13 protein-coding genes and 7 tRNA genes are annotated in these 16,005 nt (G+C 55.8%); 18 read left to right on the top strand and 2 right to left on the bottom strand.

Annotation, left to right across the window (positions count from 1 at the left end):
* The first annotated feature begins 174 nt into the window (after nucleotides 1–174).
* From F3J31_RS07025 to F3J31_RS06995, 7 genes are all read left to right on the top strand, one after another.
* Nucleotides 175–251, top strand: a tRNA-Met gene (locus tag F3J31_RS07025).
* An 8-nt stretch (nucleotides 252–259) separates the two neighbouring features.
* Nucleotides 260–344, top strand: a tRNA-Leu gene (locus F3J31_RS07020).
* Between the two features lie 23 nt (nucleotides 345–367).
* Nucleotides 368–442 (top strand) — tRNA-Gln (locus tag F3J31_RS07015).
* A 32-nt stretch (nucleotides 443–474) separates the two neighbouring features.
* Nucleotides 475–549: transfer RNA gene (locus tag F3J31_RS07010), tRNA-Gln, on the top strand.
* A 17-nt stretch (nucleotides 550–566) separates the two neighbouring features.
* Nucleotides 567–643, top strand: a tRNA-Met gene (locus F3J31_RS07005).
* A gap of 41 nt (nucleotides 644–684) precedes the next feature.
* A tRNA-Gln gene (locus tag F3J31_RS07000) sits at nucleotides 685–759 on the top strand.
* Nucleotides 760–795: 36 nt separating this feature from the next.
* Nucleotides 796–870: transfer RNA gene (locus F3J31_RS06995), tRNA-Gln, on the top strand.
* Nucleotides 871–983: 113 nt separating this feature from the next.
* On the opposite strand, the gene ubiF is transcribed toward F3J31_RS06995, so the two are convergent.
* Complete coding sequence (ubiF, locus tag F3J31_RS06990) at nucleotides 984–2,159, bottom strand: 3-demethoxyubiquinol 3-hydroxylase (RefSeq protein WP_167212182.1); 1,176 nt, start codon at nucleotides 2,157–2,159, stop codon at nucleotides 984–986.
* A 135-nt stretch (nucleotides 2,160–2,294) separates the two neighbouring features.
* Here ubiF and miaB point away from each other — a divergent pair, with 135 nt between their 5' ends.
* From miaB to rihA, 10 genes are all read left to right on the top strand, one after another.
* Nucleotides 2,295–3,719, top strand: coding sequence for a tRNA (N6-isopentenyl adenosine(37)-C2)-methylthiotransferase MiaB (gene miaB / locus F3J31_RS06985; protein WP_167212179.1), 1,425 nt, complete (start codon nucleotides 2,295–2,297; stop codon nucleotides 3,717–3,719).
* Nucleotides 3,720–3,882: 163 nt separating this feature from the next.
* Complete coding sequence (locus tag F3J31_RS06980; protein ID WP_008501053.1) at nucleotides 3,883–4,929, top strand: PhoH family protein; 1,047 nt, start codon at nucleotides 3,883–3,885, stop codon at nucleotides 4,927–4,929.
* Nucleotides 4,926–5,393 carry an rRNA maturation RNase YbeY gene (gene ybeY, locus F3J31_RS06975; protein WP_008501052.1) on the top strand — a complete coding sequence of 156 codons (468 nt, stop codon included), beginning with the start codon at nucleotides 4,926–4,928 and terminating at the stop codon, nucleotides 5,391–5,393. The genes F3J31_RS06980 and ybeY overlap by 4 nt, the downstream gene beginning before the upstream one ends.
* An 89-nt stretch (nucleotides 5,394–5,482) precedes the next feature.
* The gene (gene corC, locus F3J31_RS06970) at nucleotides 5,483–6,361 is read left to right on the top strand and encodes a CNNM family magnesium/cobalt transport protein CorC (protein WP_021242574.1); all 879 of its coding nucleotides are present in this window, start codon (nucleotides 5,483–5,485) and stop codon (nucleotides 6,359–6,361) included.
* Nucleotides 6,362–6,366: 5 nt separating this feature from the next.
* Nucleotides 6,367–7,905, top strand: coding sequence for an apolipoprotein N-acyltransferase (lnt, locus tag F3J31_RS06965; protein WP_167212176.1), 1,539 nt, complete (start codon nucleotides 6,367–6,369; stop codon nucleotides 7,903–7,905).
* 409 nt (nucleotides 7,906–8,314) lie between these two features.
* Nucleotides 8,315–9,220, top strand: a complete 906-nt coding sequence (locus F3J31_RS06960; RefSeq protein WP_023334902.1) for an amino acid ABC transporter substrate-binding protein — start codon at nucleotides 8,315–8,317, stop codon at nucleotides 9,218–9,220.
* 155 nt (nucleotides 9,221–9,375) lie between these two features.
* A complete protein-coding gene (gene gltJ / locus F3J31_RS06955; protein WP_008501048.1) occupies nucleotides 9,376–10,116 on the top strand; it encodes a glutamate/aspartate ABC transporter permease GltJ in 741 nt (246 codons plus the stop codon).
* Nucleotides 10,116–10,793, top strand: a complete 678-nt coding sequence (gene gltK / locus F3J31_RS06950) for a glutamate/aspartate ABC transporter permease GltK (RefSeq protein WP_063621151.1) — start codon at nucleotides 10,116–10,118, stop codon at nucleotides 10,791–10,793. The genes gltJ and gltK overlap by 1 nt, the downstream gene beginning before the upstream one ends.
* Complete coding sequence (locus F3J31_RS06945; protein ID WP_014883001.1) at nucleotides 10,790–11,515, top strand: amino acid ABC transporter ATP-binding protein; 726 nt, start codon at nucleotides 10,790–10,792, stop codon at nucleotides 11,513–11,515. The genes gltK and F3J31_RS06945 overlap by 4 nt, the downstream gene beginning before the upstream one ends.
* Before the next feature lie 120 nt (nucleotides 11,516–11,635).
* Nucleotides 11,636–12,577, top strand: coding sequence for a pyrimidine-specific ribonucleoside hydrolase RihA (gene rihA, locus F3J31_RS06940; RefSeq protein WP_167212173.1), 942 nt, complete (start codon nucleotides 11,636–11,638; stop codon nucleotides 12,575–12,577).
* Between the two features lie 146 nt (nucleotides 12,578–12,723).
* Here the strand turns inward: rihA and F3J31_RS06935 are convergent, their stop codons facing one another.
* Nucleotides 12,724–13,206, bottom strand: coding sequence for a zinc ribbon-containing protein (locus tag F3J31_RS06935; protein WP_023617134.1), 483 nt, complete (start codon nucleotides 13,204–13,206; stop codon nucleotides 12,724–12,726).
* 214 nt (nucleotides 13,207–13,420) lie between these two features.
* Between F3J31_RS06935 and leuS the strand changes: the two genes are divergently transcribed.
* Nucleotides 13,421–16,003, top strand: coding sequence for a leucine--tRNA ligase (leuS, locus tag F3J31_RS06930; protein ID WP_045909589.1), 2,583 nt, complete (start codon nucleotides 13,421–13,423; stop codon nucleotides 16,001–16,003).
* Nucleotides 16,004–16,005: the final 2 nt, after the last annotated feature.

Raw genomic sequence — 16,005 nt, 5'->3', positions numbered from 1 at the left:
TTGCACAGCTAAAACCGATTAATAACCAATAATTGCCGAATATTCGGTCACGCTGTTCGCAACCTAACCAAACAGTCACATTCCGGCTATTTTCGTTGAAAAAGGTGTTGACGCTGCAAGGGTCTATACGCATAATGCGCCCCGCAACGCCGATAAGGTAACGCGAAAAAAGATGGCTACGTAGCTCAGTTGGTTAGAGCACATCACTCATAATGATGGGGTCACAGGTTCGAATCCCGTCGTAGCCACCATCTTTTTTGCGGGAGTGGCGAAATTGGTAGACGCACCAGATTTAGGTTCTGGCGCCGCAAGGTGTGCGAGTTCAAGTCTCGCCTCCCGCACCATTCCCGGGTAAGCGTTGCACGGATGGGGTATCGCCAAGCGGTAAGGCACCGGTTTTTGATACCGGCATTCCCTGGTTCGAATCCAGGTACCCCAGCCATATTTCTTCGATTTTGCGGTTCTCCGCGGTATTGGGGTATCGCCAAGCGGTAAGGCACCGGTTTTTGATACCGGCATTCCCTGGTTCGAATCCAGGTACCCCAGCCATCGAAGATTGCAGTACTGGCTACGTAGCTCAGTTGGTTAGAGCACATCACTCATAATGATGGGGTCACAGGTTCGAATCCCGTCGTAGCCACCAAATTTAGATTATCGATGTTGTTCGGTAATGAAAAAAATTGTTGGGGTATCGCCAAGCGGTAAGGCACCGGATTCTGATTCCGGCATTCCGAGGTTCGAATCCTCGTACCCCAGCCAATTTAAAAAGTCGTTAAGCAGCTTGTTTAACGCAATTGGGGTGTCGCCAAGCGGTAAGGCTCTGGTTTCTGATACCAGCATTCCGGGGTTCGAATCCCTGCACCCCAGCCACTTAGTAACAAAAAAGCCCGCTCTGCGGGCTTTTTTGTTTTTGTACAAAATTGTGCGACCTGATTCACCCTAACCCTCTCCCCAAAGGGGCGAGGGAAAAGTCGGAGCAAAGATTAAAGTCCGAGGGCGTACTTCAGGGCCTGACGCTTCAGGCCACCGGCGCGTTCCGCTGCCATCAGACCTATGTTACGCAGAATACGCACCGGGGCTACGTCATTGCTAAACCCGGCATAGAACAGATCCATTCCCGACTGCATGAGGAAGTTATCCGCCATACGCCGCGTCTGATAACGCTTCAGCACCTGATGGCTGGCCCAGTTTTCCGCGTGTCCGCGGGCGCTGCCCAGCACATCCAGTAAGGCATCGACATCGCGATACCCCAGGTTCACGCCCTGCCCGGCCAACGGATGAATGGTGTGTGCCGCATCCCCCACCAGCGCTAAGCCTTCGCGGGCATACTGCAACGCATGACGGCGCGTGAGCGGGAACGCCCCGGCGGCGACCGGCGTGACGTGTCCCAGACGGCTCGGGAAGTGCAGCAGAATTTCGCGCTGCAGCTGTTCCATGTTCATTCCCTGCAACTGGCGAATGCGCGCCGGTTTGTCGTACCACACCAGCGACGCCCAGTTATCGAAGAGCGGTAAAAAGGCGTGCGGGCCGTTCGGCGTAAAGTGCTGCCAGGTGCTTTCACCCGGCGCATTCTCGCACCTGGCGGTAATCAGCATACAGGACTGTTCATACTGCCAGGCATGAACCCCGATCCCCGCCATCTGTCTGACCTGCGAGTTAGCGCCATCCGCCCCGATGACCAGCTTCACGGACAGCTCATCGCCGCTGTCGAGCGTCAGTAGATAGCCGCTCTCGTGAGGATGCAGCGCCTTAAGCGACGCAGGAACGCGCAGCGTCACCTTCGGGTGCGCCTCCAGCGCCTGCCAGAGCGCCAGCTGGAGCACGTTGTTTTCCACCATATAGCCCAGGCGCGGCAGCTTCAGCTCAGCGGCATCAAACGCGACGTGGGCATTTTCCCATTCCCAGGTTTCAAGACGGCTGTAAGGATGAGCGCGCATCGCCAGCACCGTCTCCCAGACGCCCAGCCCGCGCAGCAGATCGACGGACGACGCGCTGATAGCGGATATGCGCACATCCGGTTTACTGGCAGGATCGTAGGCTGGCGGAGCCGCCTGTTCGATTACCGTTACCTCAAATCCCTGCTGCGCCAGCCCCAGCGCCAGCGCGCCGCCGACCATACCGCCGCCGACAATGGCAACTTCGGTGTGTTGGAGTGTCATGGTCAATTTTCCTTATTGGAGAATCCCTTAAGTTTACCGGATTTTTGCGGTCCTGAGACACACAACCTTCATACTGGTCACAACCCCACCAAAGCATTACAATACGCGGCTTGCAATCCTGAGCTGAGCAAGTCGATGACTAAAAAACTCCATATAAAAACCTGGGGCTGTCAGATGAACGAATACGATTCATCCAAGATGGCCGATCTGCTGGACACCACCCACGGATACCAGCTGACTGAAAATGCGAAAGAAGCCGATGTGCTGCTGCTGAACACCTGTTCAATTCGTGAAAAAGCGCAGGAAAAAGTCTTTCACGTGTTAGGCCGCTGGAAACTTCTTAAACGAAAAAATCCGGACCTGATCATCGGCGTGGGCGGCTGCGTCGCGTCGCAGGAAGGCAAGCTGATCCGCCAGAGAGCCCCGTATGTGGACATTGTCTTTGGCCCTCAGACCCTGCACCGTCTGCCGGAGATGATCAATCAGGTTCGCGGTAACCGTAGCCCGGTCGTTGACGTCAGCTTCCCGGAAATCGAAAAATTTGACCGTCTGCCTGAGCCACGTGCCGATGGCCCGACCGCCTTCGTCTCCATCATGGAAGGCTGCAACAAATACTGCACGTACTGCGTGGTGCCGTACACCCGTGGTGAAGAGGTCAGCCGCCCGGCAGATGACATTCTGTTTGAAATCGCGCAGCTTGCAGCGCAGGGTGTGCGAGAAGTGAACCTGCTGGGCCAGAACGTTAACGCCTGGCGCGGTGAGAACTACGACGGCACGACCGGCAGCTTTGCCGAGTTGCTGCGTCTGGTGGCCGCGATTGACGGCATCGACCGCATTCGCTTTACCACCAGCCATCCGATGGAATTTACCGACGACATTATTGACGTCTATCGCGATACGCCAGAGCTGGTGAGCTTCCTGCACCTGCCGATCCAGTGCGGCTCGGACCGCGTGCTGAACCTGATGGGCCGCCCGCATACGGTGCTGGAGTATAAATCCACCATCCGCAAGCTGCGTGAAGCGCGTCCGGATATCCAGATTAGCTCTGACTTTATCGTCGGCTTCCCTGGCGAAACCGCTGATGACTTCGAGCGCACCATGAAGCTCATCGGCGAAGTGAACTTTGACGTCAGCTACAGCTTCATCTTCTCCGCGCGTCCTGGAACACCGGCGGCCGATATGGTTGACGATGTGCCGGAAGAAGAGAAAAAGCAGCGTCTGTATATTCTGCAGGAGCGTATCAACCAGCAGGCCAACGCCTGGAGCCGCCGCATGCTCGGCACCGTTCAGCGCATTCTGGTGGAAGGCACCTCCCGCAAGAGCATTATGGAACTCTCTGGTCGTACCGAAAATAACCGCGTGGTGAACTTTGAAGGCACCCCGGATATGATCGGTAAGTTTGTGGACGTCGAGATTGTCGAAGTGCTGACCAACTCGCTGCGCGCGAAGGTCGTCCGCACCGAAGACGAAATGGGCCTGCGTATCGCACAGTCACCGCAATCCGTGATCTCGCGTACCCGCAAAGAAAACGATTCTGGCGTTGGGATTTACCAGCCCTAATCCTTCAGGCCTGCCTCTTTTGGCAGGCCTTGTATTTCCTCTCATCGCCCCCAATATCTTCCGCAACGCTTGCGCCTTTATTCTGTGGCGTGAATAATTTCGGTAATGACCGTTTTATTACGCCTGTCGCAACGGATCAGTTAACCAATCAAAGAGGAACAGTTTGAACATAGATACGCGTGAAATTAGCCTTGAGCCAGCAGACAACGCTCGCCTGCTGAGCCTGTGCGGGCCGTTTGATGACAACATCAAACAACTGGAGCGACGTCTGGGTATCGAAATCAATCGTCGCGATAATCATTTCAAACTCACCGGACGCCCTATCTGCGTCAACGCCGCTGCGGACATTCTGCGTAGCCTGTATGTCGACACCTCCCCCATGCGCGGCGAAATTCAGGATATCGAACCGGAGCAGATTCACCTCGCCATTAAAGAGGCGCGCGTGCTTGAGCAAAGCGCGGAGAGCGTGCCGGACTATGGCAAGGCGATCAACATTAAGACCAAGCGTGGCGTCATCAAGCCGCGTACGCCAAACCAGGCGCAGTACATCGCCAATATTCTCGACCACGACATCACCTTCGGCGTGGGGCCGGCGGGTACGGGTAAAACCTATCTTGCCGTTGCCGCAGCGGTCGATGCGCTGGAGCGTCAGGAGATCCGACGTATCCTGCTGACCCGCCCTGCCGTTGAAGCCGGTGAAAAACTGGGCTTCCTGCCGGGCGATCTGAGCCAGAAGGTCGATCCGTATCTGCGTCCTTTATACGATGCGCTGTTCGAAATGCTGGGCTTTGAGAAGGTCGAGAAGCTCATTGAGCGTAACGTGATCGAAGTGGCCCCGCTCGCCTACATGCGCGGCCGCACGCTGAACGATGCGTTCATCATTCTCGATGAGAGCCAGAACACCACCATCGAACAGATGAAGATGTTCCTGACGCGTATTGGCTTTAACTCGAAAGCGGTGATTACCGGCGACGTCACCCAGATTGACCTGCCGCGCAGCACCAAATCGGGCCTGCGCCACGCCATCGAAGTGCTGGCCGAGGTCGACGAAATCAGCTTTAACTTCTTCCACAGTGAAGACGTGGTACGCCACCCGGTGGTCGCGCGTATCGTTAACGCTTATGAAGCCTGGGAAGAGGCGGATCAGAAGCGTAAGGCCGAACTGGCCGCAGAACGTAAGCGCGAAGCGCAGGAGCAAGAACAGAAATGAGTCAGGTGATCCTCGATTTACAGCTGGCCTGTGAAGACAATTCCGGCATGCCAGATGAGGCACAGTTTCAGAAATGGCTGGATGCCGTTATCCCGCAGTTTCAGGAAGAATCAGAAGTCACGATTCGCCTGGTGGATGAAGCAGAAAGCCATGAGCTTAACCTGACCTATCGCGGGAAAGATAAGCCGACCAACGTGCTCTCTTTCCCGTTCGAAGCCCCACCGGGCATCGAGATGCCGCTGTTGGGCGATCTGATCATCTGCCGTCAGGTGGTTGAACAGGAAGCCAAAGAGCAGCAGAAACCCCTTGAAGCCCACTGGGCGCACATGGTGGTACACGGCAGCCTGCATCTGCTCGGCTACGATCATATTGAAGACGACGAAGCGGAAGAGATGGAGTCCCTCGAGACAGAGATAATGCTTGCTCTGGGCTATGAGGATCCGTACATTGCCGAGAAAGAATAGTCCGTCACCTGACTGACTAACCCGCCGCCACGAAAGGACATCGCGTGGCGGTAAACGTTGAACTAACAAGAGAACCCTTAACAAACGCCATGAGCGACGACAATTCACACAGTAGCGACACGACAACCAGTAAAAAGGGATTTTTCTCCCTCATTCTGAACCAGCTTTTCCACGGCGAACCCAAAAACCGTGATGAACTGCTGGAGCTGATTCGTGATTCCGGGCAGAACGACCTTATCGACGAAGATACGCGCGAAATGCTCGAAGGGGTTATGGACATCGCCGACCAGCGCGTTCGCGATATCATGATCCCCCGCTCGCAGATGATCACCCTGAAACGTAACCAGACCCTGGACGAGTGCCTCGATGTGATCATCGAATCCGCCCACTCGCGTTTCCCGGTCATCAGCGAAGATAAAGATCACATCGAAGGGATTTTGATGGCGAAAGATCTGCTGCCGTTTATGCGCAGCGATGCCGAAGCCTTCAGCATGGAAAAAGTGTTACGCCAGGCCGTGGTTGTGCCGGAAAGTAAACGTGTGGACCGGATGCTGAAAGAATTTCGCTCTCAGCGTTACCACATGGCGATTGTTATTGATGAATTTGGTGGCGTCTCCGGTCTGGTCACGATCGAGGATATCCTTGAGCTGATCGTGGGCGAAATCGAAGATGAGTATGACGAAGAAGAGGATATCGACTTCCGTCAGCTCAGCCGCCACACCTGGACCGTGCGTGCGCTGGCCTCCATCGAGGACTTCAACGACGCCTTCGGAACCCACTTCAGCGACGAAGAGGTCGATACCATTGGCGGGCTGGTGATGCAGGCCTTTGGCCATCTCCCGGCGCGCGGTGAGACCGTTGACATCGACGGTTACCAGTTCAAAGTAGCTATGGCCGACAGCCGACGTATTATACAGGTTCATGTCAGAACGCCGGACGACTCACCGGTGCCAAAACTGGAAGATTAATGTAAATGGCATTTGCCCCATTGCTTGAACGCCAGCGCGTCCGTTTGCTGCTGGCGCTGTTACTCGGAGCCAGCGGTACGCTGGCTTTTTCTCCTTACGATATCTGGCCTGCGGCCATACTCTCCCTGATGGGGCTTCAGGGTCTGACCCTGAACCGTCGTCCGGTACAGGCTGCAGCTATCGGCTACTTCTGGGGACTGGGGCTGTTTGGCTCAGGTATTAACTGGGTCTACGTCAGCATCGCCCAGTTTGGCGGTATGCCGGGCCCGGTAAACGTCTTCCTGGTGGTACTGCTCGCCGCCTATCTCTCGCTCTATACTGGCCTGTTCGCCGGCATCCTTTCTCGCCTGTGGCCCAAAACCAGCTGGCTGCGCGTCGCGATTGCCGCACCGGTGGTCTGGCAAATCACGGAATTCCTGCGCGGCTGGGTGCTGACCGGCTTCCCGTGGCTGCAGTTCGGCTACAGTCAGATTGACGGCCCGCTCAAAGGCCTGGCGCCGGTCATGGGCGTTGAGGCCATTAACTTCCTGCTCATGGTGGTCAGCGGCCTGTTGGTCCTGGCGCTGGTCACGCGCGGCTGGAAGCCGCTGGCTGTGGCGCTGGTGCTGTTCGCTCTTCCCTTCCCGCTGCGCTATATCCAGTGGTTCACGCCTGAGCCCGCGCGCGCTATGCAGGTTTCCATGGTTCAGGGGAACATCCCGCAGTCTATGAAGTGGGACGAGAAAGAGCTGCTGAATACGCTGAAGATCTACGCCAACGCCACCGAAGAGGTGATGGGTAAATCGCAGCTGATTATCTGGCCGGAGTCTGCCATTCCCGATCTGGAGATCAACCAGCAGCCGTTCCTCAACATGATGAACGACCTGCTGCTCTCGCGTGGCAGCACGCTGATCACCGGGATTGTCGATGCGCGTCTGAATCAGCAGAACCGCTACGACACTTACAACACCATCATTACGCTCGGCAAAGACAGCGAATACAGCTACCACTCCACTGACCGGTACAACAAGAACCACCTGGTGCCGTTTGGTGAATTTGTGCCGCTGGAGTCGATTCTGCGCCCGCTGGCCCCGTTCTTCGATCTGCCGATGTCCTCCTTCAGCCGCGGCCCGTACGTTCAGCCTCAGTTGCACGCGCACGGCGTTGCCCTGACGGCGGCCATCTGCTACGAAATCATCCTCGGCGAGCAGGTGCGCGATAACTTCCGTCCGGATACGGACTATCTGCTGACCATCTCTAACGATGCCTGGTTTGGTAAGTCAATCGGCCCGTGGCAGCACTTCCAGATGGCACGCATGCGCTCCCTGGAGCTGGCGCGTCCGTTACTGCGCAGCACCAACAACGGTATCACCGCCGTGATTGGCCCGCAGGGTGAAATCCAGGCCATGATCCCACAGTTCACCCGTGAGGTACTGACCACTCACGTCACCCCGACCACGGGGCTGACGCCATACGCCCGTACCGGCAACTGGCCGCTGTGGATCCTGACCGCGCTGTTCGGCTTTGGCGCGGTGCTGATGAGCCTGCGCCAGCGTCGTAAATAACCTTCCCTTCTGTTGCCGGGTGGCGGCTACGCCTTACCCGGCCTACCTTCAACATTTCCGTTCCCGTAGCTCGGGTAAGGCGCAGCCGCCACCCGACAATTCCCTCCAGACTTCAATTCTGGCACGCCTATTGCTTTGTTTATTCAGGTAAACGCAGTTTGGCTTAACGTGCAACTTTGTCGCACCAGCGTAGATCATCGGTAGCACCGAAACGGTGCAACGGGAGATATTTGCCTCTGAATGGTGCGGCGCGCTTCGCAAAAATAAACAATAACGCAGCAAAATCTTTACATTAAGCCAGACTAAATGTTAACAAGCTTGCATAACACTGCACTCGCATTGCGCGAGATATAACAACATCACAATGGGTATCAATGCGTCTCTGGCGCTGATAAGAAAGGAGTTGGGTATGCAATTACGTAAACTGGCCACAGCAATGCTGGTTATGGGAATGTCTGCAGGCGTGGTTCACGCTGAAGATGCGCCAGCAGCAGGCAGCACTCTCGACAAGATTGCCAAAAACGGCGTCATCGTGGTCGGCCACCGTGAATCTTCTGTCCCGTTCTCTTACTACGACAACACGCAAAAAGTCGTGGGCTATTCACAGGATTACTCCAACGCTATCGTTGAAGCCGTGAAGAAAAAGCTGAACAAACCTGACCTGCAGGTGAAGCTGATCCCAATCACTTCACAGAACCGTATTCCACTGCTGCAAAACGGCACCTTTGATTTCGAGTGTGGCTCCACCACCAACAACCTCGAGCGTCAGAAACAGGCAGCCTTCTCTGACACCATCTTTGTTGTAGGCACCCGCCTGCTGACGAAGAAAGGCGGTGAGATTAAAGACTTCGCTGACCTGAAAGGCAAAGCGGTCGTTGTCACCTCCGGTACCACGTCTGAAGTGCTGCTGCACAAGCTGAACGACGAGAAGAAAATGGATATGCGCATCATCAGCGCGAAAGACCATGGCGACTCCTTCCGTACCCTGGAAAGCGGCCGTGCCGTCGCGTTTATGATGGATGATGCCCTGCTGGCGGGCGAGCGTGCGAAAGCGAAGAAACCTGACAACTGGGATATCGTCGGCACCGCGCAGTCGAAAGAAGCCTACGGCTGTATGCTGCGTAAAGACGATCCGCAGTTCAAAAAGCTGATCGATGACACCATCGCTCAGGTGCAGACCTCCGGCGAAGCGGAAAAATGGTTCGACAAATGGTTCAAGAACCCAATTCCACCTAAAAACCTGAACATGAATTTTGAACTGTCTGAAGACATGAAAGCGCTGTTCAAATCTCCAAATGACAAGGCTCTTAACTAATTAGAACAACAGGGGCGGGATCTCCTGCCCTCTCGATTGTCGGGAAGCATGGACAGACTATACGTTGAGTGGTCGTTCCCCACTCAGCGCGAAAAATGAGCTTCTCACCAATCTTCGAGGGTAGCGCTGCTACCCTTTTTTTTCTGGAGTTTATTATGTCAATCGACTGGAACTGGGGCATATTTCTGCAACAAGCCCCGTTCGGCAACACCACCTATCTTGGCTGGCTGTGGAGCGGCTTTCAGGTCACCGTGGCATTATCGATAACGGCGTGGATCATCGCGTTTCTTGTCGGTTCTCTGTTCGGTATTCTGCGCACCGTCCCTAACCGTTTTCTTTCAACGCTTGGCACCCTCTATGTGGAACTGTTCCGTAACGTTCCGCTGATCGTGCAATTCTTTACCTGGTATCTGGTTATCCCGGAACTGCTGCCGGAAAATATTGGCATGTGGTTCAAGTCGGAACTGGATCCGAATGTGCAGTTCTTTGTCTCCTCCATGATGTGTCTGGGGCTGTTTACCGCTGCGCGCGTTTGCGAGCAGGTGCGTGCCGCCATTCAGTCATTACCCCGTGGACAAAAAAATGCGGGTCTGGCGATGGGATTAACCCTGCCACAAACCTACCGCTACGTGCTGCTGCCTAACGCCTACCGCGTCATCGTTCCGCCGATGACCTCCGAGATGATGAACCTGGTGAAAAACTCGGCCATCGCCTCAACCATCGGCCTGGTCGATATGGCTGCACAGGCGGGCAAGCTGCTGGATTACTCCGCTCACGCGTGGGAATCCTTCACCGCGATCACGCTCGCCTACGTTCTGATTAACGCTTTCATCATGCTGGTGATGAACCTGGTTGAACGCAAAATTCGCCTGCCGGGCAACATGGGGGGCAAATAATGTACGAATTTGACTGGAGTTCTATCGTTCCATCCATGCCTTATCTGCTTGATGGACTGATGATTACCTTAAAAATCACCGTCATTGCCATCGTCGTCGGTATTGTCTGGGGCACCCTGCTGGCCGTCATGCGCCTGTCGAGCTTTAAGCCGCTCGCCTGGTTCGCGACCGCCTACGTTAACGTGTTCCGCTCCATCCCGCTGGTAATGGTGCTGCTGTGGTTTTACCTGATCGTGCCCGGCTTCCTGCAAAACGTACTGGGGCTGTCGCCGAAAACCGATATCCGTCTGATCTCGGCGATGGTGGCGTTCTCGATGTTTGAGGCCGCTTACTACTCGGAGATTATCCGTGCGGGCATTCAGAGTATCTCCCGCGGGCAATCCAGCGCCGCGCTGGCGCTGGGGATGACGCACTGGCAGTCCATGCAGCTCATTATTCTGCCGCAGGCGTTTCGCGCCATGGTTCCGCTCCTGCTGACCCAGGGTATCGTGCTGTTCCAGGATACCTCTCTGGTCTACGTGCTGAGCCTGGCAGACTTCTTCCGTACCGCGTCAACCATCGGTGAGCGTGATGGTACGCAGGTTGAGATGGTGCTCTTTGCGGGTGCGGTCTATTTTGTGATTAGTTTAAGCGCGTCGCTGTTGGTCAGCTGGCTGAAGAAAAGGACGGTACAATGATTTCCCTGAAAAATGTTTCTAAATGGTATGGGCACTTTCAGGTGCTGACCGACTGCTCCACCGAAGTGAAAAAAGGCGACGTGGTAGTGGTGTGCGGACCGTCCGGTTCCGGTAAATCGACGCTGATCAAAACCGTCAATGGTCTGGAGCCGGTCCAGCAGGGCGAGATCGTCGTCAACGGTACCAAAGTCAACGACAAGAAAACCAATCTTGCCCAGCTTCGCTCTCACGTTGGTATGGTGTTCCAGCATTTTGAGCTGTTCCCTCACCTCTCCATTATTGAGAACCTGACCCTGGCCCAGGTGAAAGTGCTCAAGCGTGATAAAAAAGCGTCGCGCGAGAAAGGTCTGAAGCTCCTGGAACGCGTTGGCCTCTCTGCGCATGCCGATAAGTTCCCGGCGCAGCTCTCCGGCGGCCAACAGCAGCGTGTGGCGATCGCCCGCGCACTGTGCATGGATCCGGTTGCCATGCTGTTTGATGAGCCAACGTCGGCGCTCGATCCGGAGATGATCAACGAAGTGCTGGACGTAATGGTCGAACTGGCGCACGAAGGGATGACCATGATGGTGGTGACCCACGAAATGGGCTTCGCCCGTAAGGTGGCCAACCGAGTGATCTTTATGGACGAAGGGAAAATTGTCGAAGATTCCCCGAAAGAGGAGTTCTTCGCCAACCCGAAATCCGAACGTGCGAAAGATTTCCTCGCCAAAATCCTGCACTAATCTTCTCGGTGCGCAATCTGCGGATTGCGCACTGCTTCACGCTTTAGCTCTCTTTATCTATTCGGCGTCACATTGCAGCGTTAACCTTGTCACAAAATAACGCTATGAATGGAGAACGCTATGGCACAACCCATCATTTTCGATTGCGATCCGGGTCATGATGACGCGATCGCGCTCGTTCTTGCACTTGCCTCCCCTGAACTCGACGTCAAAGCCGTCACCTCTTCCGCCGGAAACCAGACGCCGGATAAAACCCTGCGTAACGTTTTGCGCATGCTGACGCTGCTCGGGCGCACCGATATTCCCGTCGCCGGTGGCGCCCTCAAGCCCCTGATGCGTGAGTTAATTATCGCGGATAACGTGCATGGTGAAAGCGGGCTGGACGGTCCGGCGCTGCCTGAGCCGGGCTTCACGCCGCAAAACTGCACCGCCGTGGAGCTGATGGCGAAGGTGCTGCGCGAGAGCGCGGAACCCGTGACGCTGGTGGCTACCGGGCCGCAAACCAACGTCGCGCTGCTGCTGAACAGCCACCCTGAACTGCACAGCAAAATCGCCCGTATCGTCATCATGGGCGGGGCCATGGGTCTGGGAAACTGGACGCCGTCCGCAGAATTCAACATTTTTGTCGACCCGGAAGCGGCGGAGATCGTCTTCCAGTCCGGTTTGCCCGTCGTGATGGCGGGGCTGGACGTGACCCATCGCGCGCAGATTATGGCTGACGACATTGAGCGCTTCCGTGCCGTGGGTAATCCGGTCGCGACAACCGTGGCTGAGCTGCTCGACTTCTTTATGGAGTATCACAAAGCCGAGAAATGGGGATTCCACGGCGCGCCGCTGCACGATCCATGCACCATTGCCTGGCTATTAAAGCCGGAGATGTTTACCACGGTCCACAGGTGGGTTGGCGTTGAAACTCAGGGGAAATACACCCAGGGGATGACGGTGGTGGACTACTTCTCGCTGACGGGAAATAAGCCGAATACCACGGTGATGGTGGATATTGAACGTGAGGCGTTTGTGGATTTGCTGGCGGAGAGGCTGGATTACTATAGTGCAGCCTGATGCCCTCACCCCTACCCTCTCCCACGGGGAGAGGGAGCAAACACTAAAAACGGCAACGGGGTTGCCGTTTTGCTTTTACCTTTTGCGGCCTGATGCCCTCACCCCGGCCCTCTCCCACGGGAGAGGGCGCAAACCTGCGCTTTTACCTAGGGCTCAAACGGCCGACGCTGGAACTGATCGTGGCCGCATTTCGGACACAGCGACAGAACCTCCGGCGTATACACCGCAATATGGTGGTGGCAATTCTCGCACACCAGATTTCCCAGCCCGACCACCTCACCGCTGTGGTACACACCGTGGTGGTTCAAATCCTGAAAGACTTCACGCCACTCCAGCTGCGTTTTATCCGTGATATCGGCCAGCTCCTGCCACAGGCTCTCTTTGATCACCCGCATGAAAACGCTGTCCGTGACCTCCTCCTGGCTCTCCTGGTAGCTGCGCGCGAACTCTTCCAGATCGCGACGCACGGCACGCGTCACCTCTTCCACTTCGGTTCGCGTTAACTCACCCGTTTGCGACACGCGGGCACGCGCCTGCTCCACCAGCGCATCGATATCGCGCTCGCCGTTACGCAGCCGTTCCGTCAGTGTCGCCACCAGTTCGCGGTAAAATTGAGCAACCTTGTTCATCATTTTGCCTCCCGGGTAAGTAACTATTTCTAATAATAGACCTTATTTCATCGCCGCTTTGTCAGGTGAAGCACAGACCCGGTAAATTCCTGCAAAGCGCATTTGTGCGAAAGGCTGTTTTGACGCGGGCGTTTGGGCTATGCTATGCGGATCTGAATTACCACATCCATTGGCTACATTTGTAGCTGTATTGAAAACAGGACCACTGGCTGCCATGCAAGAGCAATACCGCCCGGAAGAGATAGAATCAAAAGTCCAGCAACACTGGGACGAGAAGCGCACCTTTGAAGTAACCGAAGACGAGAGCAAAGAGAAGTATTACTGCCTGTCGATGCTTCCCTATCCTTCTGGTCGACTACACATGGGCCACGTGCGTAACTACACCATTGGTGATGTGATTGCGCGTTACCAGCGCATGCTGGGTAAAAACGTTCTGCAACCCATCGGTTGGGATGCGTTCGGTCTGCCTGCGGAAGGCGCGGCGGTAAAAAATAATACGGCGCCGGCACCGTGGACGTATGACAACATCGCGTACATGAAAAACCAGCTCAAAATGCTGGGCTTCGGCTATGACTGGAGCCGCGAGCTGGCAACCTGTACGCCGGAATACTACCGCTGGGAACAGAAGTTCTTCACCGAGCTGTACAAAAAAGGCCTGGTGTACAAGAAGACCTCTGCCGTTAACTGGTGCCCGAATGACCAGACCGTTCTCGCGAACGAACAGGTTATCGATGGCTGCTGCTGGCGCTGTGACACCAAAGTAGAGCGTAAAGAGATCCCGCAGTGGTTTATCAAAATCACCGCTTATGCTGATGAGCTGCTGAACGATCTGGATAATCTGGACCACTGGCCAGATACCGTTAAGACCATGCAGCGCAACTGGATCGGCCGTTCTGAAGGCGTGGAAATTACCTTCAACGTTGAGAACTACGACCAGACCCTGACCGTCTACACCACCCGTCCGGACACCTTCATGGGCGCGACCTACCTGGCCGTGGCCGCAGGTCACCCGCTGGCGCAGAAAGCGGCAGAAAACAATCCGGAACTGGCTACCTTCATCGACGAATGCCGCAACACCAAAGTGGCCGAAGCCGATATGGCAACGATGGAGAAAAAAGGCGTTGATACCGGCTTTAAAGCCATTCACCCGCTGACGGGCGAAGCGATCCCTGTCTGGGCCGCCAACTTCGTACTGATGGAATACGGCACGGGCGCCGTGATGGCCGTTCCGGGTCACGACCAGCGCGACTACGAATTTGCCACCAAATATGGCCTGACCATCAAGCCAGTTATTCTGGCGGCTGACGGTTCTGAACCAGACCTGTCCGAACACGCGCTGACCGAAAAAGGGACCTTGTTCAACTCCGGCGAGTTCAGCGGTCTGAGCTTCGAAGAGGGCTTCAACGCCATCGCCGACAAGCTGGCCTCCCTTGGCGTGGGCGAGCGTAAAGTTAACTTCCGTCTGCGCGACTGGGGTGTTTCCCGTCAGCGTTACTGGGGTGCGCCAATTCCAATGGTGACGCTGGAAGATGGCACCGTGATGCCAACGCCAGAAGATCAGTTGCCGGTGATCCTGCCGGAAGACGTCGTCATGGACGGCATCACCAGCCCGATCAAAGCCGATCCTGAGTGGGCTAAAACCACCGTCAACGGCCAGCCTGCGCTGCGCGAAACCGACACCTTTGACACCTTTATGGAGTCATCCTGGTACTATGCACGCTACACCTGCCCGCAGTATCAGGATGGCATGCTGGATTCCAACGCGGCGAACTACTGGCTGCCGGTAGATATCTACATCGGTGGTATCGAACACGCCATCATGCACCTGCTCTACTTCCGCTTCTTCCACAAGCTGATGCGCGATGCGGGCATGGTGAACTCTGACGAACCTGCAAAACAGCTGCTGTGCCAGGGCATGGTGCTGGCGGATGCCTTCTATTACGTCGGTGCAAACGGCGAGCGTAACTGGGTTTCTCCGGTTGACGCGATCGTTGAACGCGACGAGAAGGGCCGTATCGTGAAGGCCAAAGACGCCGAAGGTCATGAGCTGGTCTACACCGGCATGAGCAAGATGTCTAAGTCGAAAAACAACGGTATCGATCCGCAGGTGATGGTTGAGCGTTACGGTGCGGATACCGTGCGTCTGTTCATGATGTTTGCATCTCCGGCAGACATGACGCTGGAGTGGCAGGAGTCTGGCGTAGAAGGCGCAAACCGCTTCCTGAAACGCGTCTGGAAACTGGTTTACGAGCACACCTCACTGGGCGATGCCCCGGCGCTGAACGCCGCCGCACTGACTGAAGATCAGCAGGCGCTGCGTCGTGATGTTCATAAAACGATTGCGAAAGTGACCGATGATATTGGTCGTCGTCAGACCTTCAATACCGCAATTGCGGCTATTATGGAACTGATGAACAAGCTGGCGAAAGCCCCGCAGGACGGCGAGCAGGATCGTGCCTTAATGCGTGAAGCACTGCTGGCCGTCGTTCGCATGCTGAACCCGTTCACGCCGCACGTTAGCTTTACCCTGTGGCAGGAACTGAAAGGCGAAGGCGATATCGACAACGCGCCGTGGCCGCAGGCTGACGAAGCCGCGATGGTGGAAAACACCACGCTGGTCGTAGTCCAGGTGAACGGCAAAGTCCGCGGTAAAATTACCGTGGCGGTCGATGCAACCGAAGAACAGGTTCGCGAGCGCGCGGGCCAGGAACCACTGGTCGCTAAATATCTTGAGGGCGTTACCGTACGTAAAGTGATCTACGTACCGGGTAAACTGCTGAATCTGGTCGTTGGCTAAGC

Source organism: Enterobacter sp. Acro-832 (assembly GCF_011752745.1).
In the GTDB taxonomy this organism is placed as follows: domain Bacteria; phylum Pseudomonadota; class Gammaproteobacteria; order Enterobacterales; family Enterobacteriaceae; genus Enterobacter; species Enterobacter quasiroggenkampii.
The sequence above is the reverse complement of the archived record's forward strand: the minus strand, read 5'-3'. Positions and strand labels throughout refer to the sequence as shown.

Coding starts and splice junctions, on each gene's coding strand:
- gltJ (WP_008501048.1), top strand. CDS start 9,376: ATGTCAATCGACTGGAACTGGGGCATATTTCTGCAACAAGCCCCGTTC.
- F3J31_RS06935 (WP_023617134.1), bottom strand. CDS start 13,206: ATGAACAAGGTTGCTCAATTTTACCGCGAACTGGTGGCGACACTGACG.
- F3J31_RS06960 (WP_023334902.1), top strand. CDS start 8,315: ATGCAATTACGTAAACTGGCCACAGCAATGCTGGTTATGGGAATGTCT.
- ybeY (WP_008501052.1), top strand. CDS start 4,926: ATGAGTCAGGTGATCCTCGATTTACAGCTGGCCTGTGAAGACAATTCC.
- F3J31_RS06945 (WP_014883001.1), top strand. CDS start 10,790: ATGATTTCCCTGAAAAATGTTTCTAAATGGTATGGGCACTTTCAGGTG.
- gltK (WP_063621151.1), top strand. CDS start 10,116: ATGTACGAATTTGACTGGAGTTCTATCGTTCCATCCATGCCTTATCTG.
- miaB (WP_167212179.1), top strand. CDS start 2,295: ATGACTAAAAAACTCCATATAAAAACCTGGGGCTGTCAGATGAACGAA.
- corC (WP_021242574.1), top strand. CDS start 5,483: ATGAGCGACGACAATTCACACAGTAGCGACACGACAACCAGTAAAAAG.
- rihA (WP_167212173.1), top strand. CDS start 11,636: ATGGCACAACCCATCATTTTCGATTGCGATCCGGGTCATGATGACGCG.
- lnt (WP_167212176.1), top strand. CDS start 6,367: ATGGCATTTGCCCCATTGCTTGAACGCCAGCGCGTCCGTTTGCTGCTG.
- ubiF (WP_167212182.1), bottom strand. CDS start 2,159: ATGACACTCCAACACACCGAAGTTGCCATTGTCGGCGGCGGTATGGTC.
- leuS (WP_045909589.1), top strand. CDS start 13,421: ATGCAAGAGCAATACCGCCCGGAAGAGATAGAATCAAAAGTCCAGCAA.